Origin of the sequence: Actinomadura sp. WMMA1423, assembly GCF_006547145.1 — a bacterium.
In the GTDB taxonomy this organism is placed as follows: domain Bacteria; phylum Actinomycetota; class Actinomycetes; order Streptosporangiales; family Streptosporangiaceae; genus Spirillospora.
Genome location: NZ_CP041244.1, coordinates 269910 through 291620, shown reverse-complemented (window position 1 = coordinate 291620; position 21711 = coordinate 269910). Strand labels below are relative to the sequence as shown.

The 21711-nt window shown below is 72.0% G+C and carries 22 protein-coding genes and 1 pseudogene; 12 read left to right on the top strand and 11 right to left on the bottom strand.

All coding sequences use genetic code 11. From position 1 onward, the window contains the following. Positions 1-218 precede the first annotated feature (218 nt). Positions 219-752 (top strand): DUF1062 domain-containing protein, encoded by a 534-nt coding sequence (locus FKD65_RS01440; protein WP_240809926.1) that lies wholly within the window; start codon positions 219-221, stop codon positions 750-752. A 182-nt stretch (positions 753-934) separates the two neighbouring features. Here FKD65_RS01440 and FKD65_RS01435 read toward each other — a convergent pair whose 3' ends face one another. Beyond that, positions 935-1429, bottom strand: a complete 495-nt coding sequence (locus FKD65_RS01435; RefSeq protein ID WP_141575484.1) for a helix-turn-helix domain-containing protein — start codon at positions 1427-1429, stop codon at positions 935-937. A 153-nt stretch (positions 1430-1582) separates the two neighbouring features. Here FKD65_RS01435 and FKD65_RS01430 point away from each other — a divergent pair, with 153 nt between their 5' ends. From FKD65_RS01430 to FKD65_RS46145, 4 genes are all read left to right on the top strand, one after another. Next, a complete protein-coding gene (locus tag FKD65_RS01430; protein WP_368367201.1) occupies positions 1583-2824 on the top strand; it encodes an MFS transporter in 1242 nt (413 codons plus the stop codon). A gap of 20 nt (positions 2825-2844) precedes the next feature. Further along, a complete protein-coding gene (locus FKD65_RS01425) occupies positions 2845-3210 on the top strand; it encodes a beta-eliminating lyase-related protein (RefSeq protein WP_141575480.1) in 366 nt (121 codons plus the stop codon). A 9-nt stretch (positions 3211-3219) separates the two neighbouring features. Continuing rightward, on the top strand, positions 3220-3612 hold the full coding sequence (locus FKD65_RS01420; protein ID WP_141575477.1) for a RidA family protein: 393 nt from the start codon (positions 3220-3222) through the stop codon (positions 3610-3612). Positions 3613-4465: 853 nt separating this feature from the next. Next, on the top strand, positions 4466-4594 hold the full coding sequence (locus tag FKD65_RS46145) for a hypothetical protein (RefSeq protein WP_302931579.1): 129 nt from the start codon (positions 4466-4468) through the stop codon (positions 4592-4594). Positions 4595-4620: 26 nt separating this feature from the next. Here FKD65_RS46145 and FKD65_RS46510 read toward each other — a convergent pair. Further along, a pseudogene (locus FKD65_RS46510) lies at positions 4621-4722 on the bottom strand (hypothetical protein); the annotation flags it as partial. A gap of 313 nt (positions 4723-5035) precedes the next feature. Here FKD65_RS46510 and FKD65_RS01415 point away from each other — a divergent pair. Continuing rightward, the gene (locus FKD65_RS01415; RefSeq protein ID WP_141575475.1) at positions 5036-6097 is read left to right on the top strand and encodes a YihY/virulence factor BrkB family protein; all 1062 of its coding nucleotides are present in this window, start codon (positions 5036-5038) and stop codon (positions 6095-6097) included. 408 nt (positions 6098-6505) lie between these two features. Here the strand turns inward: FKD65_RS01415 and FKD65_RS01410 are convergent, their stop codons facing one another. The 4 genes from FKD65_RS01410 to FKD65_RS43880 form a co-directional block, all read right to left on the bottom strand. Further along, entirely contained in the window at positions 6506-6709 is a 204-nt protein-coding gene (locus FKD65_RS01410) for a hypothetical protein (RefSeq protein WP_141575473.1), read from the bottom strand. Between the two features lie 707 nt (positions 6710-7416). Next, complete coding sequence (locus tag FKD65_RS01405) at positions 7417-7947, bottom strand: hypothetical protein (RefSeq protein WP_141575471.1); 531 nt, start codon at positions 7945-7947, stop codon at positions 7417-7419. A 206-nt stretch (positions 7948-8153) separates the two neighbouring features. Then, on the bottom strand, positions 8154-9332 hold the full coding sequence (locus FKD65_RS01400) for a tyrosine-type recombinase/integrase (RefSeq protein WP_141575468.1): 1179 nt from the start codon (positions 9330-9332) through the stop codon (positions 8154-8156). 375 nt (positions 9333-9707) lie between these two features. Beyond that, positions 9708-9884, bottom strand: coding sequence for a hypothetical protein (locus tag FKD65_RS43880; RefSeq protein WP_168220905.1), 177 nt, complete (start codon positions 9882-9884; stop codon positions 9708-9710). 322 nt (positions 9885-10206) lie between these two features. On the opposite strand from FKD65_RS43880, the gene FKD65_RS01395 reads away from it, so the two are divergent. Together FKD65_RS01395 and FKD65_RS01390 are read left to right on the top strand one after the other, a co-directional pair. Further along, entirely contained in the window at positions 10207-11271 is a 1065-nt protein-coding gene (locus FKD65_RS01395) for a hypothetical protein (protein ID WP_141575465.1), read from the top strand. A gap of 626 nt (positions 11272-11897) precedes the next feature. Next, positions 11898-12380: an RICIN domain-containing protein gene (locus FKD65_RS01390; RefSeq protein ID WP_141575463.1), complete on the top strand. Its 483-nt coding sequence runs from the start codon at positions 11898-11900 to the stop codon at positions 12378-12380. A 224-nt stretch (positions 12381-12604) separates the two neighbouring features. Here FKD65_RS01390 and FKD65_RS01385 read toward each other — a convergent pair whose 3' ends face one another. Further along, entirely contained in the window at positions 12605-13054 is a 450-nt protein-coding gene (locus tag FKD65_RS01385; protein WP_141575461.1) for a nuclear transport factor 2 family protein, read from the bottom strand. Positions 13055-13146: 92 nt separating this feature from the next. On the opposite strand from FKD65_RS01385, the gene FKD65_RS01380 reads away from it, so the two are divergent. After that, on the top strand, positions 13147-13617 hold the full coding sequence (locus FKD65_RS01380; protein WP_141575459.1) for a MarR family winged helix-turn-helix transcriptional regulator: 471 nt from the start codon (positions 13147-13149) through the stop codon (positions 13615-13617). Between the two features lie 145 nt (positions 13618-13762). On the opposite strand, the gene deoC is transcribed toward FKD65_RS01380, so the two are convergent. Beyond that, entirely contained in the window at positions 13763-14518 is a 756-nt protein-coding gene (gene deoC / locus FKD65_RS01375; protein WP_141575456.1) for a deoxyribose-phosphate aldolase, read from the bottom strand. A gap of 124 nt (positions 14519-14642) precedes the next feature. Between deoC and FKD65_RS01370 the strand changes: the two genes are divergently transcribed. Beyond that, on the top strand, positions 14643-15371 hold the full coding sequence (locus FKD65_RS01370; protein WP_141575454.1) for a GntR family transcriptional regulator: 729 nt from the start codon (positions 14643-14645) through the stop codon (positions 15369-15371). A 129-nt stretch (positions 15372-15500) separates the two neighbouring features. On the opposite strand, the gene FKD65_RS01365 is transcribed toward FKD65_RS01370, so the two are convergent. Continuing rightward, positions 15501-16079: a TetR/AcrR family transcriptional regulator gene (locus FKD65_RS01365; RefSeq protein ID WP_141575452.1), complete on the bottom strand. Its 579-nt coding sequence runs from the start codon at positions 16077-16079 to the stop codon at positions 15501-15503. A gap of 95 nt (positions 16080-16174) precedes the next feature. Here FKD65_RS01365 and FKD65_RS01360 point away from each other — a divergent pair, with 95 nt between their 5' ends. Further along, on the top strand, positions 16175-17053 hold the full coding sequence (locus FKD65_RS01360) for an NAD(P)H-binding protein (RefSeq protein WP_141575450.1): 879 nt from the start codon (positions 16175-16177) through the stop codon (positions 17051-17053). Between the two features lie 78 nt (positions 17054-17131). On the opposite strand, the gene rox is transcribed toward FKD65_RS01360, so the two are convergent. After that, positions 17132-18559, bottom strand: a complete 1428-nt coding sequence (gene rox, locus FKD65_RS01355) for a rifampin monooxygenase (protein WP_141575448.1) — start codon at positions 18557-18559, stop codon at positions 17132-17134. Between the two features lie 413 nt (positions 18560-18972). Further along, positions 18973-20502 (bottom strand): carboxylesterase/lipase family protein, encoded by a 1530-nt coding sequence (locus FKD65_RS01350; RefSeq protein WP_141575446.1) that lies wholly within the window; start codon positions 20500-20502, stop codon positions 18973-18975. 344 nt (positions 20503-20846) lie between these two features. Here FKD65_RS01350 and FKD65_RS01345 point away from each other — a divergent pair, with 344 nt between their 5' ends. After that, positions 20847-21629 carry an SDR family NAD(P)-dependent oxidoreductase gene (locus tag FKD65_RS01345; protein ID WP_141575443.1) on the top strand — a complete coding sequence of 261 codons (783 nt, stop codon included), beginning with the start codon at positions 20847-20849 and terminating at the stop codon, positions 21627-21629. Positions 21630-21711: the final 82 nt, after the last annotated feature.

Below are 21711 nucleotides of genomic sequence, written 5' to 3'. Positions count from 1 at the left end.
GAGTACGTTGCCCGCGGCTCATCTCAGTGAGGACAAGGACAAGACCGCGTGACCCCGCCTGCTCTTCAGACCTGACACCTTCTTCCGCTCACCCGTAGCCGACGCTCCCGTCGGCTCCGCCGGGCTGCCCGTGCGCGCCCGGTCGTACAGCGTTCGAGGCCGCGCGCAATCGGCCTCGTGTCAGGTCTTGAGAGATCATGTCTTCACAACCTCATACCGTGCTGCCCTGGGTCGTCCGCCGGACCAGGCTGCCCCTGCTGTCGCTGCGGTGCGCCGACTGCCGCTCGGAGTCGGCGACCGCGGGCGAGGGCAGGTTCCGTGTCAACGCCAACGGCAGGCTGCTGGACGTGTGGCTGCTGGTCCGCTGCGTGTCCTGCGATCGGACGAGCAAGCTCACCGTGCACGAGCGAACCCCCGTCAGGTCCTTCGATCCGGCCGTGCTCCACGGCTACCGGGTCAACGATCCGCGGCTGGTGGCCTCCAGGCTGCTGGATCCGCTGATCGCCCGACGCAACCGCTTCACCCTGGACTGGACCGGAGCCTGGCGGCTGGAGACGCCGTCGGCATGGCTCGACGAGGCGTACCCGGTCGAGATGGAGGTCGTCTTCGACGATCCGGTGCCGGTCCGTCCGGACCGGCTCATCGCGCAGGGTCTCGGCCTCAGCCGGAACGAGGTACGGCGCCGGATCAAGTGCGACATCCCGCTGCGCCGTCCGACCACTGCCGGATTCACCTTCACCGTGATGACCTGAGACCGCCGGGGTGCAGCCGGGCGGCCCGCCCGGCTGCACCCCGGACCATGGCGGTCCCTCGTCCGCAACGAGGCCGAGCGCGGAGCTGGCGGTAACCACAGACCGCAAGGAGTGCCCCGGCAAGAGTTGCGATCAGAGGGCACGACCCGGCGTCCTGGCCACCCTCCGAAGGGGCCCTGCTTTCAGGCGAGCGTTCCCGCTGGTTGCAGCCTGTCGCGAGCGTTCTTCCACGGTTTGACCCAGATCATCTCTTCGGGGACCAGTACCTGGCCGCATGAGCTGCACACCTGGCCCTGTGTGGTCTCCTCGCCGCACGTGACGTGGACCATCGCCATGTGCGCGCCGGTCGCCGGCATCACGGTGTGACGCTCTCCCCAGATCGCGAGCTGTTGCAGCACGGGCAGCAGCTCGGCGGCGGCCTCGGTGGCGGCGTACCCCTGCCGGGTACGGGCCCCGTCGGGGTAGTCCACGCGCACCAGCAGGCCCGCGGTGACCATGGAGCGCAGGCGGCGGCTGAGAACGGCTTCGGAGATGCGCAGGTTGTCGCGGAGCGCATCAAAGCGTCCGCGTCCGTGCAGGACGTCGCGAATGATGAGCAGCACCCACGGATCCCCGAGCACGTCAAGTGAGCGCCGGATGGGGCAATGCTCCTCGGACCAGTCGGATCGCAACGGCATCAGGCAGGCCTTCCGTGACTCCAGGGGTGGGCGACCAGTATGGTTCAATACTAACTTCCTTCAAGAAAGTCATCTCGTATGCCACAGATCCCCCCTGGCCCTGCGCGTGTGCGACCTCGGCCCCGTGTGCACCCCGCATGGTGGGTGGCCGCGGTGGCCTTCCTCGCGCTCCTGAGCGCGGCGGGGTTCCGTGCCGCCCCCGGCGCGCTCATGGTGCCCCTGCACGAGGAGTTCGGCTGGTCCACGAGCGTGATGTCGCTCGCGGTCAGCATCAACCTGGTCCTCTACGGACTCACCGCGCCCTTCGCCGCCGCGCTGATGGACCGCTTCGGCGTCCGCCAGGTGGTGGCCACGGCCCTGACCCTGGTCGCGCTGGGCGCCGGCGGCAGTGTGCTGATGACGGCCTCCTGGCAGTTGCTCATCTTCTGGGGGCTGCTCATCGGGCTGGGAACCGGGGCGATGGCGCTGGTGTTCGCGGCCACGATCGCCAACCGCTGGTTCCTCCAGCGCCGCGGCCTGGTGATGGGCCTGTTGACCGCGGGCTCGGCGACCGGGCAGCTCATCTTCCTGCCGCTCGTCGCGGCGCTGGCCGAGGGCGTGGGGTGGCGTCCGGCCTCCCTGCTGATCGCGGCGGCAGCGCTGGCGCCTGTTCCCATCGTGTGGTGGGTGGTGCGCGACCACCCGGAGGACCGCGGTGCTGTGCCCTACGGGGCGGACCCCCACACCTACCTCACACAGCCGCGGACGAACGGCGGCGCCGCGCGCGCCGCCTTCGGCGGTCTGGCGTTCGCGTCACGGCAGGGCTCGTTCTGGGCCCTGGCGATCGCGTTCGCGATCTGCGGGGCGACCACGAACGGCCTCATCGGTATCCACTTCATCCCCTCGGCGCACGACCACGGCATGGCCACGACCACCGCGGCCGGGCTGCTCGCCGTGGTGGGGATCTTCGACATCGCGGGCACGGTCGCCTCGGGATGGCTCACCGACAAGTTCGACCCCCGCAAACTCCTGGTCGCCTACTACGTCTTCCGTGGCGTGGGGCTGCTCCTGCTGCCCTGGCTGCTGTCCGACACGGTGCACCCGAGCATGGTGCTGTTCGTGGTGATCTACGGCCTGGACTGGGTCGCGACCGTCCCACCGACCGCTGCGTTGTGCCGGGAGATCTTCGGCGAGCGCGGCACCGTCGTCTTCGGATGGGTCTTCGCCGCCCACCAGCTCGGCGCGGCCGCGGCCGCCCTGGGCGCGGGCCTCATCCGTGACGTCTCCGGCACCTACACCTACGCCTGGTGGGGCGGCGCCACGATGTGCGTCATCGCGGCCGTGCTGTCCGTCATCGTCAAGCACTCCCGCGAACACACGCTCGCGACCGCCGCTCCCGCCACGGCTCCACAGTGATCCTCCCAGGGAAGCGAACGATGCCTCTGGCCCGGACCGCCCTCCGTTCGGCCACCTGCTCCCGACCCACCGCCGCGATGCGCCGAGCCATCGCCACCGCGGTCGCGGGCAACGACGTCTACAACGACGACCCGACCGTCAGGGAACTCGAGGCCCAGACGACCGGGCCGGCGGACGCCGAAGACATCGTCATCGAACCGGCCGGCGTCCAGACCGAAATCGTCCGCTTCCGGCTCGACGGCGCGCCCTCCAACTCCGCCGGGGTGCGCGCCGTGTTCCACCTCGACCTCACCCAGCAGGACATCAACGATGCCCCGAAGGGTGTCCGCGACGGGGTGGCCAACCTGGGCCACTCCACGACCGCGACGAACGTCGCAGGATACTGAGGCACCCCTATGCGCACCGTCATTACAGTTCCCGTCCTCTCGGACGCCTTCGCCCAGCTCGGCGTCCCGCTCACTCTCGTCAACACCGCCGGCCCGGCGGTCTACGTGTCCGGCCTGCCGCCCTATGACCCCGGGACCGGGGAACTGGTCCGCGGGGACATCGCGACGCAGACCGACGCGTGCCTGCGCGCGTTGACCGCCTGTCTGGCCGCAGCCGGAGCGACTCTGGACGACGTGGTGAACGTGCGCATCTATGCCGCGAACGCCGGATTCTACGGAGTGATCAACAAGGTCTACGCCCGGTACTTCCCTGACAGCGCACCCACCCGGGTGTTCGTGCCCGTCGCGGGTTGGGCCGGAGAGTTCGACATCGAAATCGACGCCGTCGCCTACCGTGAGTGATCACCTCGCGAGGTTCGGCTGACAGGTGATCTGCCCGCTCTGACCAACGCCGGGGACCCGGCGGATCGCCCTGCGCAGCTCCGGCCGCCCCAGCTCGTGCGAGCACCGGGCCCGCCCCAGCGCACCCGGACGTTGCACCACCGCACGCTCCTGCGACACCTAACGCCCCGTGATCCGCGCCCCCGCGACCGGCCCCTCTGCCACCTGGCCTACCACGCCGGGCTCCGGGCCGCGAGATCCTCGTTCTGGACGTGGCCGACGTGCCCCTGTCACCTTCGGCGGTGCCGCCGCATCCGCAGGACAGTCCGGCCGAGCATGACTGCTCGGTGCACAATCCGACACGGGCGCCGACGAACTCCTCGCGAAGGCGCTCCATCCGTGCTCGCAGTCCCTCGGCGAGGGCGCGAGCCGCGTCGGCCTGACGGCGTGCGTGTTCCGTAGCCTCCCAGCGCCGCGCGTTGCCGGACCGGGCCGCCGCCAGCGCCTTGAAAGCCTGCTGCGGCCCCGGCTCGCCTCGTGGACGCGGTGGTCGGCGCGTTCGCGTTGGGCGGCGGCTTCGGCGCGCGTTTCCTCCACCGCCCGAAGCCGTTCGGCCTCCGCGCAGGCATCCCGCGCCCCGGTGGTCTCCGCTCTGGCCTGCGCCGCACCGGCAACGGCGGCTCGGCACGCGTCTGCTCCGCGGCCCGGAGCGCCTCGTCGCGTTCACGTTCGGCCTCCTGCGCGCGGAGGCGGTCGGAGCGGGCGCGTTCGCGGGCCTTCTCCGAGGCCTCCTCGGCTTGGACGGTTCGGGCCTCGGCGTCGTCGCGGGCGGCGCGGGCAGCGGCGACCGCCGCCTCCGCCTCCGCGTCGGTCGGTGGTCTGCGGCGCCATCGCCCCCCAGCAGGACCGCGATCCGCAGCGCGAGCAACTCGTCCCCGTCGTCGCAGCCCGCACGCCCCGGCAGGCGAGCGTCAGGTGGCAGCACCGCATCCCGGTCGGCTGATCGATGGTGGGCTGGTCGTAGCGGGGCGGCTTGTCGTACTCGGCGGCGTCCGGGATCCCCGGCTGGACGTCGTGGCGGTAGGGGCAGGTGCCGCACGGCGAGGCCGCCGGGCGATAGAGGCTCGGCATGCCCTGAAGACCAACATCGTCGAGCGCGTGGCCGGCGCAGGCCGAGCCGCGGCGCCGATGGCGGAACACCATGGGCGGGCTGGTGCAGCGTTCGAGGCGGCGGCGCTGGCGCGCAGTCCGTGGAAGGTGCGCGGCGGCGTTGTCGAGCTCGGCGCGGATGGCGGCGTCGCGCACGATCTGGTCGAGGGTCTGTCGCCGGTGCGTGTTGGGGCCGGGGCCTGCGTAACCGGGCGTGCCGCCCCGGTGGCCGTGCTTGTCGGTGCGCGCAGCACGTGCGAGTCGGGAACATCACCACAATAGGTACGGTGTCGCCGTGACATCGGTGACTCTCGTGCCCCAGACGCGCACCATGAGCGGTGAGGAGCTCTCGGTCGGCGATGCCTGGACCACCCTGCGTGAGTACGGCGTGGGACACCTGGCCCGCGATTCATGGATCCGGTTCAGGTACGGCGACGGTATGAGCCACTCCAGGGCGCTGGCGTTCCAGATGTGCCTGTCGATCGTTCCAGGGACCATCGCCCTGGTCGGGCTGAGTTCGGTCATCCACCAGGAGCAGCTGGGCCAGGTGATCCAGCTGACGCTGAGCCGGCTGGCCCCCGGCGGGGACAGCGATGCCGTCCGAGAGGTGCTCGGCGAACAGCGGCAGAGCCGCGACGCGCTCGCCCTGTGGCTGGGTCTCGCCACCGCGCTGGCGTCCCTGACCAGCACGATGGCTCAGATCGAGCGCGGCGCGAACCGGATCTACGGCATGAAACGCGACCGCCCGTTTCACCGCAAGTACGGCAGGGGAGCGGTACTGGCGGTCACTGCGGGTGCGCTGATGGTCTCCGGCTTCACGATCATGGGCGGCGGTGACGCCATCGGGGACGCCCTCGCCCAGGTCTACGGCTGGGGCGAGGGTCTGCGCTCCTCCTTCGACCTGGTGCGCTGGCCCCTGGGCTTCCTGCTCGCGCTGGCCTCCACCTCGGTGCTCTTCCGGGGCTCTCCCCGCCGCAGGCAACCCGGCCACACGTGGCTGGCCTTCGGCGCGCTGGTCACCCTTGCGCTGTGGACCCTGTTCACCTTCTGTCTGGCGGTCTACACCGGTCAGAACACCACGTTCGGCAGCACCTATGGTCCGCTCACCGCGTTGATGGCGCTGTTGCTGTGGTCGTTCCTCAGCTCGATCGCGCTGTTCTACGGCCTGGCGTTCGCCGCTCAGCTGGAGGCATACCGCGGGCGCTGCCCCGCCCCTGCACTGCCTGACCCCGGCCCGACCGCCGAAGAAGAACGCGAGCCGCTGGTGGGCGCCGTCGGCTCGGCGGTCATCACCTCCAGCCGCCGCCTCATCACCCTGATCAAACGACTCCGATCCCCCAAAGACCAAAAGTCCTGAAGGCCTTCCCCTCGTCACCGCCGACCGCGCGATGCCTGTACCGGCGGTCGGCTCGACCACCCGGCGGCGGGGAACGGCGACGAACGACAGACCCGCGCAGTGCGACCTCGTCTTCAAAATGCACGGCCACTGCAACCTGTCCTGCGATCACTGCTACATCTACGACATGACCGGTCAGCTCTGGTGCGGACGGCTCCTGAGCGAATCACACCTTGCTGATCCCAGTCACCGTCTGGCCGTGCCCCGGGAAGGGGCAAGTGCGCCGGCAGGAGGTAGGTGCCGGCTCTGCCCCCTGGCATCGGCGCGGGGCTCCGGCTGCATGATCCCTCGGTGTATGGCTCTGTGTGCGCTAGGGCGATATCTGATATGCGGAGCTCGTCCTAGGGCTGGACTGGTCGTCCACCAAGATCAGTAGGGTGGAGACTGCGCGAGTCGACCGGGCATCCGGCCGGCCTTCGGGTACCGGAGGCCCTGCTCGCCGAGCTCAAGGTCGTTGCGGGGGGCGAGTGCGGTGCGGATCGAGCCGCCCTGGCGGTTACTGACCCACCAGACCACGTCGTAACGGGCCTTGACTTGTTGCGCGTACTCCGCAGCCATCTGGGGCTTGTTCACGTTCCCCGACTCCCTGCCGGGCGATGGCACGTGGTGTTCGCCTTCTCTCAATTCTTCGTCCTCGTGTCCCTTAGTCCAACACTTTGTCCGGTTGTTGTGCGGCGGGCGGCCCGGTCCCGGGGCCCAAGTTCAACGCTTGGAAGAATGTTGGACGCAATGCCGCCACTGAAAGGCAGTCGGCGCGCTACAGTCCTCGGGGTCGAGTTCCCTCCCCGATCCCCCAGAGCGTTCGTTCATGGAGGCACAGCGATGCCGAGAAAACGACTCAGTAAGGTTTTTCCATGCAAGCGGAGAAACCCGTCGTCCCGACCCCAGGTGCACAGCGGTCCGGCCGATCGGCGATGCCGATCGGCCGGCTGCGTTCGAGGTGCTCACGGGGTTGACCGACACTGCACCCTGCGCCGATTCCGCAAATCTCACACTTGTGCGCACCTCGAGGGCGAATCCATGCAGCCGTCGGTGCACGAAGGATGCCGTGTTCCCCAGAGGCCGCAGCGGAGCCTGGTTATAGTGGCAACCGCCGCTGAGGTGGGGATATTCGTGCTGGAGCTCTTGCACTTCTTGAAGAACTAGCAGCGAATTGGTGGCCTCCATTCTTCAAATGAGAGAATCTGAGGGTCGCCACCTGAGCAACCCCACTAGGGGGCGCGCGACGGGAGCCCTCGCATCTAGCTGGTCTTGACCGGCGGAGGAGATGCGAGGGCTACTTACTTTTGCCCGAAGAAGTACTCTGCGGAAAGCTCGGCAGGCTTCCATTGACCTGGAGGCCCGACTTTCGCGCTCTGCCAGTACGGGCGGGGGCGGCGGCACCAGCTGATTTTACTGTCCTGTCCCGCGAGGTCGAGATCGAAGTCGAGGACGCGGTGGAGGCCGCCCGGTGCGGTTTGGTCGCGGTGGTGCATGGATGCGCGGCCACTGAGGTACGGGGCAGCCAAGACAGCCGAAGGGGCAACGCCCTGGTCAGGGCGTCTATAGGTTGAAGACGCGCCCGACGGGGGCCGCAGACCCGTGATGCGGCCGTCCTCGCCGACGGCCAGGACGACCTCGCTGATACCGGAGGCGGCCACGTTGGCCAGTCCATAGCGAGCCGGGGCGCGACCGCGCTCATCAAGCCATGCAGTGAGGTGAACGCGAGCGAACGCGGCCAAGGGGACGGTGCGGCCGGTGATGGGGATGTCCTCGAGTTCGAGGCGGGCGCATTCTTCCACCCGGGTGCCGACGTACAGCAACACCGCCACGATCGCCGCATCGCGGACGCCGCGTCGGACGGCCGTGCGTCCGACGGTGCCGTGAGTTGATCGGCGGTGACGGCCCAGCCTTCGGCGACCAGCTCGCGGGCGTGGCTGGCTAGCTGCAATCGGCGCGCCGTCGCTGATCGAGTTTTGCGGCTGGGTGGCCCGGTTGTGTTCGGGGGAGGCGGCGTTGGGCCGAGGGGCGCGGGGTGTTAGAGCCCTACATCGTCCAGGGCATTGTTGGCCCAGGCTGAGCCGCGTCGCCAGTAGCGGAACACCATGGCCAGGCTCGTCCAGCGTCCGTGTTCCTGGATGGTGGAGGGCGCGGCGCCGGCCTCGGCGGCGGAGGTGGCGGCGCCGGCGCGCAGCCCGTGGAAGGTGTGCGCGGCGGCGTTGTCGAGCTCGGCGCGGATGGCGGCGTCGCGCACGATCTCGTTGAGGGTCTCGTCGTCGATGCGGCCGGTGTTGGGTCCGGGAGCGGCGTAGCCGGGCGTACCGCCCAGGCGGCCGTGTTTGTCGATGCCGCGCAGCAGCGGGCCGCCGGTGATGGGCGGTTCGGCGTCGGCGAGCCGCGCCACCCAGGTCCGCAGCAGTGCGACCGGGTCGGTCTGCGGGCGCCTGCCGTGCTTGAGGACGACCTCGCTGCCGACCGCATCCTGGTCGGTCTTTGATCTGAGCACGTTGATGACCAGTCCGCGAGGAGTGAAGGTGAGGTCCTCGATGTCGAGCGCGGCGACCTCCGAGCGGCGGCCCATCATCGCGAAGCCGAGCACCAGGACGAGTTGGTCGCGTTCGGCGCGCAGCGGGTGGATCCGCCCGGCGTCCGCGGCGTCCCCGATCGCGGTGATCATGGCGCGGAGGGCGTTGACGTCGATCTCGGGGGCGCGCCGCACCCGGTGCCGCAGCGCCGGGTCGGGATGGGCGGCGCGCTGCTTGCGGTAGGCGCGCAGCGCCATCCGGGCGAGCCGGGGATCGCAGTCGAGACCGGCGAGCTTGTGCGCGGACTGCACGCAGCTGAGCATCGCGTCGATGCTGGCCGGCGCGGGGGGCCTGCCGTACTGGGTGGTCGTGCCGGTCAGGTGGTGGACGTACTCGGCGAGCGTCTCCCGGGTCGCCGGAAGCGGCGTCCGGCCGGTCAGCTCGCACCAGCGGGTGAAGGTGGCCCAGTGCCGGATGTAGGCGCGGGTGGTGTTGTCGGCCAGCCCCGCGGTCACCATCGCGGCCGCCTCGGGCGACAGGGTCTCGTCCGGCGGCGACTCAGGCGGGGCCGGGGGTGAGGGCACAGCGGTGCCGGTGACGGCGGGCTCGGTCCGGGGGAGTGGCGCCTGCCGTGATACGAGCGCGGGGAGCGGCGGCGAGGGGGCGCGGCCGCCGTCCTGGGGGTCGGTCACGGCGTAGCCCCCGGACCATCGCCAGCGGCGTGGGGGAGGCCGGGGCCGGGCAGGGAGCCGTCGCCCCGGGCGCCGCTGGTTTCGCCGTAGCAGTGGTCGAGCAGGCTGCGGTGGCGGGCGGGGAAGAGTTCGCGCCCGGCACCGTCGCTTGCCAGAGGATCTGGGGCCGGTGCGCGCCCGGCGGCGAGCGGACCGAGGCCGGAGCGGACGCGCATCCAAGTAACCCTTTCGTGACAGTGCGTCGCGAAGCTGGAAAGCTCCTGGTACCGGGTCGGTCCTTTCACCCCGGTCCGTCGACGCACCCCGACTCGGCTTCGGTGGGAAGGCTTTGTGCTCATCGAGGGAGCCATCGCCCCGGTCGGCCTCCGCGAGCGGTCACCGCAGGCGGCCGAGCAGATCGCTGCGGCGGGGAAGGGCCGCGCGGAGCCGGTTCAGGTCTTCGGAGCTCCCGCCGTGGCGGCGGACCACCGGCGGCATGACGGCCTTGACGATCAGCAAGGGCACCACGATCGCCAGAAGCAGTCCCGGCCCGAGCATCCTCGATGGAGTCACCCGGGGAGCGTACCGCGCCGGCGCTCTCGTCGTCAGGGTTAAGTCTCCCTTAACCCTATCTAGATGCCTTCGAACTATCGCGTTTCTAGAAACCGAGGAACCTAATTTAGGTTTCTCGGAAACCAACTGCGAAACCTGTCACGATGGGGGCATGGCCGATCTTGAAGCTCCGGCGCCCGATGCCGCCCGCGATGCGCTGCCCGTTCCAGCCGTCACCAGTGCCCCGCTCCCGTCCGCCACGTCGGCCGGGGGCCCGGGGGAGGAGGGGCCAGACGTCGCGGATGCGGCGCCGCATGGGCGGTGCAAGCACTGCCGGGGACCGTTGCCGCCGCGCGCGACCACCGGCCGCCGCCGCGAGTACCACCACAGCGGAGAGGGCCCGAACGGCCAGGACTGCCGGGAGGCGGCCCGGCGAGCCCGCGAGTCCGCCGTCGGCGCCGCCGTCGAGCAGCCATTGCAGGCCCTCATCACCTGGGCCGACCGGGAGGAGACCGACCGCCGCTCCCACGCCGAACTGCTGCGAGCGGCCGCCGACCGCGACGAGCGGTTCGCCGCCGAGCTGGCCGATCTGCGCACCACCGTGCTGGAGCGCAATGCCGGCCTGGAGGCCCAGACCGCGCAGGCCAAGGCCGCCACGGCCGAGGCGATCGTCGCCCGCGAGGCCGCCGAACGACGTGAGCAGACCACCCTGGCCGAGGCCGCCGAGGCCCGCGCCGACGCCGAGCGCTCCGCCGAGCGCGCCGCCGGCGCCGCCGAGCTGGCCCGGCGGGCCGAGGACGCCGCCGACGCGCACCGGATCGCCCGGACCAAGGCCGAGCAGGAGACCGCGGTGGCCGTCCAAGCGGGCCAGGAGGCGCGCTCCGAGCGCGACACCGCCCGCGCCCGGCTCAGCGAGCTGGAGCGGGAGTTGGCCGCGGCCCGCGCCCAGGTCGGCACTCTGGCCGGGCGGTTGGACGCTGCCGCCCGCGAACTGGCCGCCGCCCGCCAGAGCCTCACCGAGAAGGACGCGACGATCGGCGAGCTCACCGGACGGCTGGAGCGCGCCGAGCAGGAGGCCGAGGCCGCCCGCGCCCGCGCGGCCGAGGAAGTGCGCGCGGCCCGCGCCGCAGCGGAGCAGGACCTCCGGCGCGTCGACGCGCAGCGGCAGACTGCCCTTGACGCCGCCGAGCAGATGCGCGATCAACGTGACCAGGCCCGCACCGACATGGCCGCCGCGCAGGCCGCCCACCGCGCCGAGTTGCAGGCACTGGAACGTGAGCGGGACGCCGCCCGGGCCGCGGAGACCGAGCAGCGCGAACGGGCCGTGCGGGCCGAACAGGCCGGGCGGCCGGACGAGACCGCTGGCGGCTCGACCGGAACGGGTCCTGGGATCGCAGAGCCTCGGTGAACACGCCGGGACGGCTCGCCCTGCAGCCAGCCGCCGGAGGACGATCGCCTCACCCAGTAGGGACCGGCTCGGTCTTGCCGATCCCCTGGCCCCCCGCTTTCATGGCGGGTTGATTCCGGCTGGTCGTCGACATGCGAAAACGCTCCTGAACTGGGAGGGCAGGGCTTACCGAACGTCCTGTCCGCGCCAGGTTCTGGAGCACCTCCCAAGTGAAGACCACCGGCCGCGGGGCCAAGTGGTCCCCTCAACGCCGGGTCCAACACCGCTGCCGATCACCTCGGCGCAGGACGCCCGGCCCTCCACCAGATCCCGTCCGGCCTGCACAAACGCATCCGGACCGATCCAGGTGGCGGTACCCACCAGGCCTGAACTGGGGCGCGGCCCGCCGCATCAAGCACTCGGCCGCATTCAAGCCTCACCGACGACCTCTGCACCGCGATCCTCAAACCTGCCCGAGCACGTGTGGGGAGCGGAGGTCGTCGGCGACGCCTACGAGGTGGACGGTGGCCTGCCATCACCCGGTGGCACGAAGCGGATCTGAAGCTGATTTGAAGCAACGGCTTGTTTGACTGGCGGCCGCTGTCCCAACGGCAGCGGAGTTCCGACAGCGGGAAGGACGAACAGCCATGAGAACGAAGATCCTGCGGCGCGTCGCGCCGATCGCCGCCGCGACCGGGTTGGCGCTCGGTGCGGCACCCGTCGCGGCCGAAGCGGACACGGGCGCCGCGGCCGAGGGCATCGCGGCCGACGCGCCGTTCCGTCTCTACAACAGCGGCAGTGGTCGCTGCCTGATCGACACCCCCGACCTGTCCGGTGCCTGGACCGGTAGCTGCACGAGCGGCCGCCGCTACTGGCGAGGTGTCGAGGACGTCTGGGGCGGGCGCGTCGTCAACACCACGAGCGGGCGCTGCCTGACCGACAAGAACGGGAGCGCCCTGTTGATGGCGTGCACCGGCGCCTACAACCAGATGTGGTACCACCTGGGCTACGGCTTGGTGCAGAACGTCGCCTCCGGCAAGTGCCTGCAAGGGGCGACGGGGGGCGGCGGCACCTGGATGTCGGCCTGCAACACCTCCAACACCTACCAGCGCTGGGGCACGCTCTCCTGAACGAGACAAGGACGCAGCAGCGCCAATCCAATCGGCGCCGCCCGCAAGCCCAGCTCGCCGATCTTGCTGTCGGGCTCCGTCCGCCGAGCCCAGTCCATCGCCGACCGCCAGGACCACGAGGGCGCGGACTGATCCGGCAGAGTGACCACCGACCCGACAAGCAGCACACGAAGGCCCTGCCTCCCCGCTGGCAGGGCCTTTTCCCGCTCCTAAATCGTTGAGGGTCAGTGCGTGGGATCGGGTGCGGCGCTGTCGGGCGCCGTAGTTTCGTAGCAGTCGTAATTGCGTTGGGCGACGATCCGGCCGTGCTCGACCCGCAGGAAGGCGGCGATGCGCGCCCGCAGCACGTGTCCGGCGGGATAGGGACCGTAGGGGACCGCGAGCCTGCCCCACCATTCCACCTCGAGTGCCACCTGGTCGCCGGCGGCGACGGCGTTGCGGACCTCGAACCGCTGCTCCGCCATGGCCTCCCGGCCGCGTTCGGCGGCCTCCCGCATCGCGTCGAGATCGCGTACCGCCCCTTCGGGGAAGAGCAGGTTGGGCAGTTCCTCGTGGATCATCCCCGGCGCGAGGAAGCGGGTGATCTCCTCGGCGGACGCTCCGCCGGACACCGCCTGGTGGTAGCGGACGGCGAGATCGATGTTCCGGGCTTCCCGGTCACGGTCGTGCGACATGAACACAACCATAGTTGCACAACCAAGGTTGTCAAGTGCAGGCTGGGTCCATGCAGTCATCAGCGGCCGGTCCCGATGGCGGATCGGATGCCGTGCGACCGGAGGATCTCGATCTGGGCAGCCTCGCCCTGTTCGTCGGCCTGGCGGCGGCCGAGGAAGTGCGCCGGGACATCGAACGGGAGGGCTTCGCCGGGTTGCGGTTCTCGCACGGCTACGTGTTCCAGCACCTCATCGAAGCCGAACCGACCATCGGTGAGCTGGCCGCCCGGCTGGACATGACGCAGCAGGGCGCGTCGAAGGCGGTCGCCGAACTGGAGCGCCTCGGGTACCTCGAGCGAGTGCCCGACCCGGCGGACGCGCGGATCCGGCGGGTCCGCCTCAGCGCGAGGGGACGGGCCGCCGTCGAAGCCGCACGGCGCGGCAGGGCCGCTCAGCAGGAGCGGATGGCGCGCCGCTGCGGGCACGAGCGGCTCGACACCGCGCACGCCGTCCTGGTGGAGCTCCTCGACGTGCTCGGTGGCGCCGATGGCGTACGGCGTCGCGACGTCCGCTTCCCAGCCTGACATCCGGGACGAGGACGACCACGGGGCAGGTCGCCCCGCGGCTGTCCGAACTGGACGATCGTCTCCGCCGTCGTTGCGAAGCGCCTGGCCAGCGGCTCCCCGACCGGTGGGGCCGGCGAGCGTCTCCAGCGTGGGGCCGGTGCGCTCAGTAGTCGGAAGGCGTGTCGCCGCCCGCCAGAGGAGGGGCGCCGGCGATGCGGCCTCGAAGGTCGTCCAGGATGGCGGCCGTGGCGGTCGCGCCGAAGCGGGTGGCGCCCAGGTGGTGCAGATGGAGCAGGGCGTCGAGGGTGCGCACGCCGCCGGCGGCCTTGACCTGGATGTGCGCCGAGACGGTGCGCCGCATCAGGGCGATGTCGTGGGGAGTCGCTCCACCCGGGGCGAAGCCCGTGCTGGTCTTCACGAAGGCCGCTCCCGCCGCCTCGGCCGCCCGGTACCCGGCGACCTTCTGGGCGTCGTCCAGGTACGCGTTCTCGAAGATCACCTTGACCGGCCGGCCGTCCGCGGCCTCGACGACGGCGGCGATCTCATCCCGGGTGTGGGCGGTGTCGCCTGCGCGCAGGCGGCCGATGTCGACGACCATGTCGATCTCCTGTGCGCCCAGGGCGACGAGTTCGGCGGTCTCGAAGGCCTTCGCCGCGGTGGTCGACCCGCCGTGGGGGAAGCCGACCACGGTGCCGACCGCGACATCGCTGCCGGCGAGCGCGGCCGCGGCGGCCGGAACGTCGACCGGGCGCACGCACACCGACGCGGTGCGGTACCTCAGCGAGGTCGCCACGCCCTCGGCGACCTCGGCCGGGGTCAGTTCCGGCCGCAGCAGCGAGTGGTCGATCATCTTCGCCACCTCCTCGCCGGTCGGCAGCGGGCCGTCCCATCGAGCGGCGGAGACGGATGCGACGGTCATGGCGTTCCCCTTTGGTCAACGGAGGTATTGTATAGACAGCCTACACAGATGAGGACGATGGTGAGAGGCCCGCGTACGCGGCGCTCGATCGAACCGTCCCGGACCCGGAGGAAGAAGCCCCGCCATGGCCGCTCCGCAGCCCCTGTACGAACGCATCGAGAAGCAACTGCGCCGCCGGCTGGCCGACGGGGTCGACGGTGACCCGTTCCCGTCCGAGCCTCGGCTGGCCGAGGAGTTCGGCGTCTCGCGCATGACCGTGCGGGCGGCTCTGGCGGGGCTGGAACGCGACGGCCTGCTCGAGCGCGTGCCCGGTCGGGGGAGCTTCGTCCGCAAGCCCGCCGCCGCCCGTCCGGTGGGCACCCTGCTCAGCTTCCACGACCAGGCACGCGCGGCGGGCGCGGCTCCCCGCTCCCGCGTCCTCCAGGCGGGCCTGCGCCCCGCCACGCCCGCCGAGACCGCGGCGCTGTACCCGGCCGCGTCCGGCGAAGACGCGGCCGTGGTCGCGATCAGCCGCGTCCGGCTCTTCGGCGATCTGCCCGTCGCCATCGAGCACGCGGCCTTTCCCGCGGCCCTCGAAGCCCTCCTCACCGCGGATCTGGAGACCGGATCGCTCCACAACGCGCTCCGCCGCCTGGGCCTGCATCCGACCCTTGGCTCGTCCGTCCTGACCGCCAGGACCGCTGATGACGACGCACCCGAACTCGACGTGAGCGCCACCACTCCGATGCTGGTCGAGACGCGCTCCATCACGGACCAGCACGGCGCTCCGCTGGAGTACACCGTGAGTTCCTACGTCGCCCACCGCTACGCGCTCCAGGTCGACTTCTCCGTCGTCCGCCACGAGGGGCCGTGACCACTCGGCGGCTCGGCACCGTACGCACGCCGCCGGCCGACCACGTTGGGGGCAGGCCCCCGACCTCCCGGCCGGGCAGAGTGCCTCACCGGCGCCGGGGAGCCCCGGGTGCGCAGTCCGGGGGCGGTGTTACCCGGGGGCGTCGGCGCGGATGCCGTCGAGGACGATCCGCAGGTGGCGGCGCCAGTCGGCGAGGCCGCCGGGCTTGAAGTACATGGTGGCGATCACGCCGTTGGCGAGCATGGCGAAGTCGGCGAAGGTGAAGTCCTCGCGCACCCGCCCGGACGAGACCGCGTGGTCGATGATGCGGCCGACGGCCTCGGCGAACTCGGCCTTCTGCGGCCGGACGTCCTCCCACTGCGGCCCGTCGGAGCCCATGAGCGCCAGCTGGAAGCCGGCGTCGCCGTTCGCGGCCTCGAGGTAGCCGCGCAGGACCGCCTCGAGGGCTTCGCCCGGGTCGTCGATCTCCTCCGTCGCCCGCGCGAGGTCGGCCATGCCGTGGAAGCGCTCCTGGACGATGGCCGTCAGCAGCGCCCTCTTGTTGGGGAAGTGCCGGTAGAGGGTGCCCATGCCGAGGCCGCAGTGCGCGGCGATGTCCTCCATCTGGGCGCGGTGGCCGAGGCGAGCGAACAGCTCGCCGGCGGACGTCATGATCCGCTCGCGGTTGCGGCGTGCGTCGGCGCGCAGGGGCCGTGTGTTCTCGGTCATGGCTTGACAACCGGAAGCGTAGTTCCGGTACCGTGCATGGCGCAAAGAGGAAGCGGTATTCCGGTTCCGGTTAGAGTCGTCGTCATGGAGGCCTCGTGCTCGTCATCACCACTCCCACCGGCCAGATCGGCAGCCAGGTCCTCGACCTCGTGCTCGACGCCGACCGCCCCGTCCGGGTGATCGCCCGTGATCCCTCGCGCCTGCCCGCGCGGGTGCGAGAACGCGTGGAGGTCGTCCAAGGGGCCGCGGACGACACCGGCGTGGTCACCAAGGCGTTCGAGGGCGCCGACCGCGTCCTGTGGGTGGCGCCTCCGAACCCCCGCGCCGAGAGCCTCCACGGGCACGTCATGGACTTCACCCGGCCTGTGTGCGATGCGATCGAGGCCCAGGGCGTCCAGCGGGTGGTCGGCGTGTCGAGCCTGGGCCGGGGCACGGCCCGGAACGCCGGCCAGATCTCAGCCGTCTTCGCCATGGACGCCCTGATCGAGAGCACGGGCGTTCACTACCGCTCCCTGTGCGCTCCGGGGTTCATGGAGAACATGCTCCGGCAGGTCGAGCCCCTCAGGAGCGAGGGCGTGTTCTTCTCCTCGGTCTCCGGCGACCGCAAGGTCCCGACCTGCGCGACCCGGGACATCGCGGCCGTCGCGGCCGGCCTGCTCCTCGACGCTTCCTGGGAGGGGCAGGAGGACGTCCCCCTTCTCGGCCCGGAAGACCTGTCCCACGACGACATGGCGCAGATCATGACGGAGGTGCTGGAGCGCCCCGTCCGCTACCAGCAGATCTCCGGGGAGGCCCACAGGGCCGCGCTCGTCCGGCATGGGATGAGCGAGGCGTGGGCGCGGGGGATCGTGGCCATGGCGGACGCGGCCGACCGGGGCCTCTACAACGCGCAGCCGCGCACTCCGCAGGCCACGACGCCCACCGGCTTCCGCCAGTGGTGCCGGGAGGTGCTCAAGCCGGCCGTCGGCGCCTGACCGCCCGGTGCCGCCCGCGCCGGTGCCGCGCGGCGGGACGGGCACCGGGACGGGCGGCACCGGCGGGCGGGCCGCGCTTCAGGCGGCGGGAGCGCCGAACCACCTGGGCAGGTGGGCGAGCAGGTCCGCCTGGTCGTCGCCGACCCACGCGACGTGGCCGTCCGCGCGCAGCAGCGCCGCGGGGACGTCGAGTTCCTCGCTGGTGTCGACGACGTGGTCCACCCGGTCGGCCCAGCCCGCCGCCGAGAGCCGGCCGGTCTGGTCGAGGAGCAGTCCGCGGCCGCCGTGCATCAGCCCGTAGAGGCGGCCCTGCTTCAGCCCGACGTCCCGCAGCCGGCGCCCGACGAGCGGATGCCCGCCGCCGAGGTCGTAGCGGATCCCGATCGCGATGATCTTCTCGGTCAGGTAGCGGTTCACCTCGTCGAAGTCCATCAGCCGCGACACCAGCTCGCGCACCGCGCGCGGACCCGGCTCGGTGGACAGCAGCTCCATCTGCGCGCGGGTGTTGTCCAGCACGTCGGCGGCCACCGGGTGCCGCTCGCGGTGGTAGCTGTCCAGCAGGTCCTCCGGCGCCCAGCCGCCGGCCTCGGCGGCCAGTTTCCAGCCGAGGTTGAACGCGTCCTGGACGCCGAGGTTGAGGCCCTGCCCGCCCACCGGCGGGTGGATGTGCGCCGCGTCCCCGGCCAGCAGCACCCGGCCGACCCGGTAGCGCTCGGCCTGCCGGGTGGCGTCGCCGAAGCGCGACAGCCAGCGCGGGGAGTGGACGCCGAAGTCGGTGCCGGCGACCGCCCGCAGGCGGCTCCTGAACTCCTCGAGCGTCGGCGGGGCCGCGCGGTCCTCCGCGACGCCCTCCGCGGGCACCACGATGCGGTGGATCCCGTCCCCGACGGGCCCGGCGCCGAACCGCTTCTGGGTCTCGCGGACTTCGGCCATCACCGCGGCCACCTCTTCCGGGGGCGCCGTCACCTCCATCTCGCCCAGCAGGGTCTCGACCCGGGTGGGCTCGCCGGGGAAGCCGACGCCGAGCAGCTTGCGGACGGTGCTGCGGCCGCCGTCGCATCCGACGAGGTAGCGCGAGCGCAGCCGCGTCCCGTCGGCCAGCTCGGCGGTCACCCCGTGCTCGTCCTGGCTCAGCCCGACCACCTCCCGGCCGCGCCGGATCTCGGCGCCGAGCTCGTCCGCGCGCTCGGCCAGCAGCCGGTCGGTGACGGGCTGCGGGATGCCGAGGACGTAGGGGTGCGCGGTGTCCAGCCGCTCGGGCGCGGGCTTGCGGATGGCGGCGAAGAAGCCGCCGATCGGGTACCGCTTGCCGTGCTCGAGGAACCGCTCCAGCAGGCCGCGCTGGTCCATCACCTCGATGCTGCGCGCGTGCAGGCCGAGCGCGCGGACGAACGCGGCCGGCTCCCTGTCCTTCTCCAGCACGACCACGCCCACCCCGTGCAGCCGCAGCTCGCCGGCGAGCATCAGCCCGGTCGGCCCGCCGCCGACCACGATCACGTCGATCATGAAACCCCATTCGAGAGAGTGGTCCTGGACCAGACCGCCGGCGCGGCTCCCCGCGCGCCGAGTCCTCGCGGGCGCGCCGCGAGGCTCGCGTGCGGCCCGTGACGGCACCGCGCCACCACGTGCGCCGCCGCACGGCCGCGCCCCGTTCCCGCAGGTACTGGCCTCGGCCGACGATTCTGCGGCACGACCGGGGTCTTGCCGCAAGCCCCCCGTTCCGCTATAGGTTGAAAATGGAAGGAGAGTGTCGATCTCCTTCGTCCCCCTGCGGCGCGTCGGTCGGCTGCTCGCCCACCTCCGACGACATCGAGCCCGGGGTCACTCCGGCTGAGGCGATCGCCGGTGCTGTGAATCTCGCCCGTGACAGTGCCCTTGGCGTTGCTGCGCGGGGCGGCGTACCGGAACCGTGACGGCCGCTATCGCGCGAGCAGCGGGAGGGCCGGGAAGGCGTGGTCCTGCCACAGCAGCCGCGAGGCCTCTTCGGGGTACGCGGCGGTCACCGGCGGCGTGTCGAACAGGCGGGCGAGGCGGTGCTCGGCGTCGTAGCCGGGCCAGCCCGGGTCGCCGTGGGCGGCGAACGCCGTCCACGCCTCGCGTATCCGCGCGGACAGCTCCCGCGCCGCCGGGGAGGGCGGGTCGCCGATCAGCATGGCGGGCTGCCCGCTGCCCAGGTTGCCGAACACGAGCGGCACGTCCAGGCCGTGGCAGGCGCCGAGGGCCCCGCCCGCTCCGGGAGCGGGCCAGGTCAGCTCGTAGAGGTGGGCCCGGCCGCCGCCGGCGATCTGCGCGTCGGCGAGGCGGAGGCTCGGCATGCGGAACAGCCAGTCGGCGTTGACCAGTTCGTACAGTTCCTCGTCGGTCGCGTCCGGGAACGCCTCCCGGTACCGGCGTGCGCCGTCCGGTCCGGGCGCGAGCATGCGCAGCGCGGTCTCGGTCTCCTCGCCGGTGACCTGGCCGAGCACGCCGTCGATCAGGCTGAACAGCCGGTGCTCGTCGCGGGTGTGCCCGACCAGGAGCGCGACGTCGCGGGCGGCGCCGTCCGCCAGGGCCTGCCAGGGGGTCGCCGGCAGGACGTCGCCGTCGACGACCGGCGCGAACGGGATGGGCCGGTGGGTGATCGGGCCCCAGCGCTCCCGCCGGCGGGCCATCCGGGCGGAGATCGCGTCGCCCGCCGCGGGAAGCCGGTCCGGCTCGACCGCCGACAGCCCGGAGACCGTGGGCCGCACTCCGAGTTCGGCGGCGCAGGCGGCGGCGACGTCGGCGGCCAGTTCGGGGGAGAAGAACGTCCCCGGCACGCTCTGGGCGACCGCCCGGCGGAACAGCCCCGCGGCGCGGGGCATGGCGAGCAGCGCGGCGACCGAGCCGCCGCCCGCCGACTGCCCGAAGACCGTGACCAGGTCCGGGTCGCCGCCGAAGCCGCGGATGTTGTCGCGCACCCACCGCAGCGCCGCGACCTGGTCGAGCAGGCCCCGGTTGGCCGGGGCCCCGTCGATCTGCGCGAAGCCCTCGATGCCGAGGCGGTAGCTGAGCGACACCACCACGGTCCCGCTCGCGGCCAGGTTCCCGCCGTCGTATTCGGGGAGGCCCGCGTTGCCCATGACGTAGCCGCCGCCGGGGATCCACACCATCACCGGGAGCGCCGCCGCCGGATCCGGTTCCGGCGTCCAGACGTTGACCGTCAGCCAGTCGTCCCCGCCGGTGTCCCGGGACGCTCCGAGCACGCCGGACTGCGGGGGCGGCGGGCCGTAGGCGACGGCCAGGCGCGCGCCGTCCCAGCCGCGCACCGGCCGAGGCGCGGCGAAGCGCAGGGCGCCGACCGGCGGCTCGGCGAACGGGACGCCGCGGAAGACCGCCAGGCCCGCCTCCCGCCGGCCGCGCAGGACGCCGGCCGCCGTGCGGACTTCAGGTTCGGGCCCCGACGGCTCGCCGGGCGCGGTGACGACCACCTCGCGGTCTCCTTCCCTTGCCGCTTCGGCAGAGCATCCCCGCGCGCACCTTGTGCGGGCAAACCATTTAGGGCGCGGGCACCGGCAGCGCGGGGGAGCGGTCTCGTCGCGTCCGAGGCGACCGCGCCGGTTCCAGGGGCATCGGCCCCGGGCCGCGTTCCGGGGACGACGCCGTTACCCTGCACGATTTCACGGTGAGTCCTGGGCTATAAACGTGGAGTGATGCCGCCGGACGGCATCGACGCGTCACGGTGAGCTCGCGGTGAGCATCTGGTGAGCCCCCTTCGCGACCGTCGGTTCATCGCCGGATCCGCCGCGGACCGGCCACTGGACAGGGAGCCACGATGAACGTTCTGACCGGCAAGACGGCGTTGGTGACGGGCGGCTCGCGGGGGATAGGCCGGGCGGTCGCGCTGCGACTGGCGGCCGAGGGCGCGCTGGTCGCCGTCCACTACGGCGGCAACGAGCAGGCGGCCAAGGAGACCGTGGCGCGGATCGAGGAGGCCGGCGGCCGCGCGTTCGCGATCCGGGCGCGGTTCGGGGAGGACGGCGCGGTGGACCGGCTGTTCGAGGAGCTGGCCGCGGGGCTGGCGCAGGCCGGCCGGGGAGGGGCCGGACTGGACATCCTGGTCAACAACGCCGGCATCAGCTCGACCAACCCGATCTCGCAGCTCACCGCGGCGGAGCTGGGCAGGCTGCTGGAGATCAACGTCGCCGTGCCGTTCCTGGTGATCCAGCGCGCGATGGCGCTGCTCAACGACGGCGGCCGCATCATCAACATGGGCTCGACGGCGAGCCGGTTCGCCGTCTCCACCCAGATCGGCTACACGATCAGCAAGGCCGCGCTGGAGTCGATGGCGCCGTCGCTGGCCAACGAGCTCGGCAGGCGCGGCATCACGGTCAACACCGTCGCGCCCGGGGCGGTGCGCACCGACATGACCGCGGGCTACACCTCCATCCCCGAGGTGGTCGCCGGGCTGGAGTCGATCACCGCGCTGGGGCGGCTGGGCGAGCCCGAGGACGTCGCGGACGTCGTCGGGTTCCTGGCGGGCCCGCAGGGCCGGTGGGTGACCGGCCAGACCGTCGACGTCTCGGGCGGGACGTTCCTCGGACCGATCACTCCGTGATCGACTGCCGGTGGACGATCACCGGCATGCGCTTCGCGATCCTCGTCGGCCGAGCTGGCGAGCACTGCCGGGAGCTCGCCCG

What these genes read in the sequence shown, in the direction of transcription:
- FKD65_RS01435 (WP_141575484.1), bottom strand. Translation starts at nt 1,429, where the DNA reads ATGCCGTTGCGATCCGACTGGTCCGAGGAGCATTGCCCCATCCGGCGC.
- FKD65_RS01425 (WP_141575480.1), top strand. Translation starts at nt 2,845, where the DNA reads ATGCCTCTGGCCCGGACCGCCCTCCGTTCGGCCACCTGCTCCCGACCC.
- FKD65_RS01420 (WP_141575477.1), top strand. Translation starts at nt 3,220, where the DNA reads ATGCGCACCGTCATTACAGTTCCCGTCCTCTCGGACGCCTTCGCCCAG.
- FKD65_RS01390 (WP_141575463.1), top strand. Translation starts at nt 11,898, where the DNA reads ATGAGAACGAAGATCCTGCGGCGCGTCGCGCCGATCGCCGCCGCGACC.
- FKD65_RS01385 (WP_141575461.1), bottom strand. Translation starts at nt 13,054, where the DNA reads ATGTCGCACGACCGTGACCGGGAAGCCCGGAACATCGATCTCGCCGTC.
- deoC (WP_141575456.1), bottom strand. Translation starts at nt 14,518, where the DNA reads ATGACCGTCGCATCCGTCTCCGCCGCTCGATGGGACGGCCCGCTGCCG.
- FKD65_RS01370 (WP_141575454.1), top strand. Translation starts at nt 14,643, where the DNA reads ATGGCCGCTCCGCAGCCCCTGTACGAACGCATCGAGAAGCAACTGCGC.
- FKD65_RS01365 (WP_141575452.1), bottom strand. Translation starts at nt 16,079, where the DNA reads ATGACCGAGAACACACGGCCCCTGCGCGCCGACGCACGCCGCAACCGC.
- rox (WP_141575448.1), bottom strand. Translation starts at nt 18,559, where the DNA reads ATGATCGACGTGATCGTGGTCGGCGGCGGGCCGACCGGGCTGATGCTC.
- FKD65_RS01345 (WP_141575443.1), top strand. Translation starts at nt 20,847, where the DNA reads ATGAACGTTCTGACCGGCAAGACGGCGTTGGTGACGGGCGGCTCGCGG.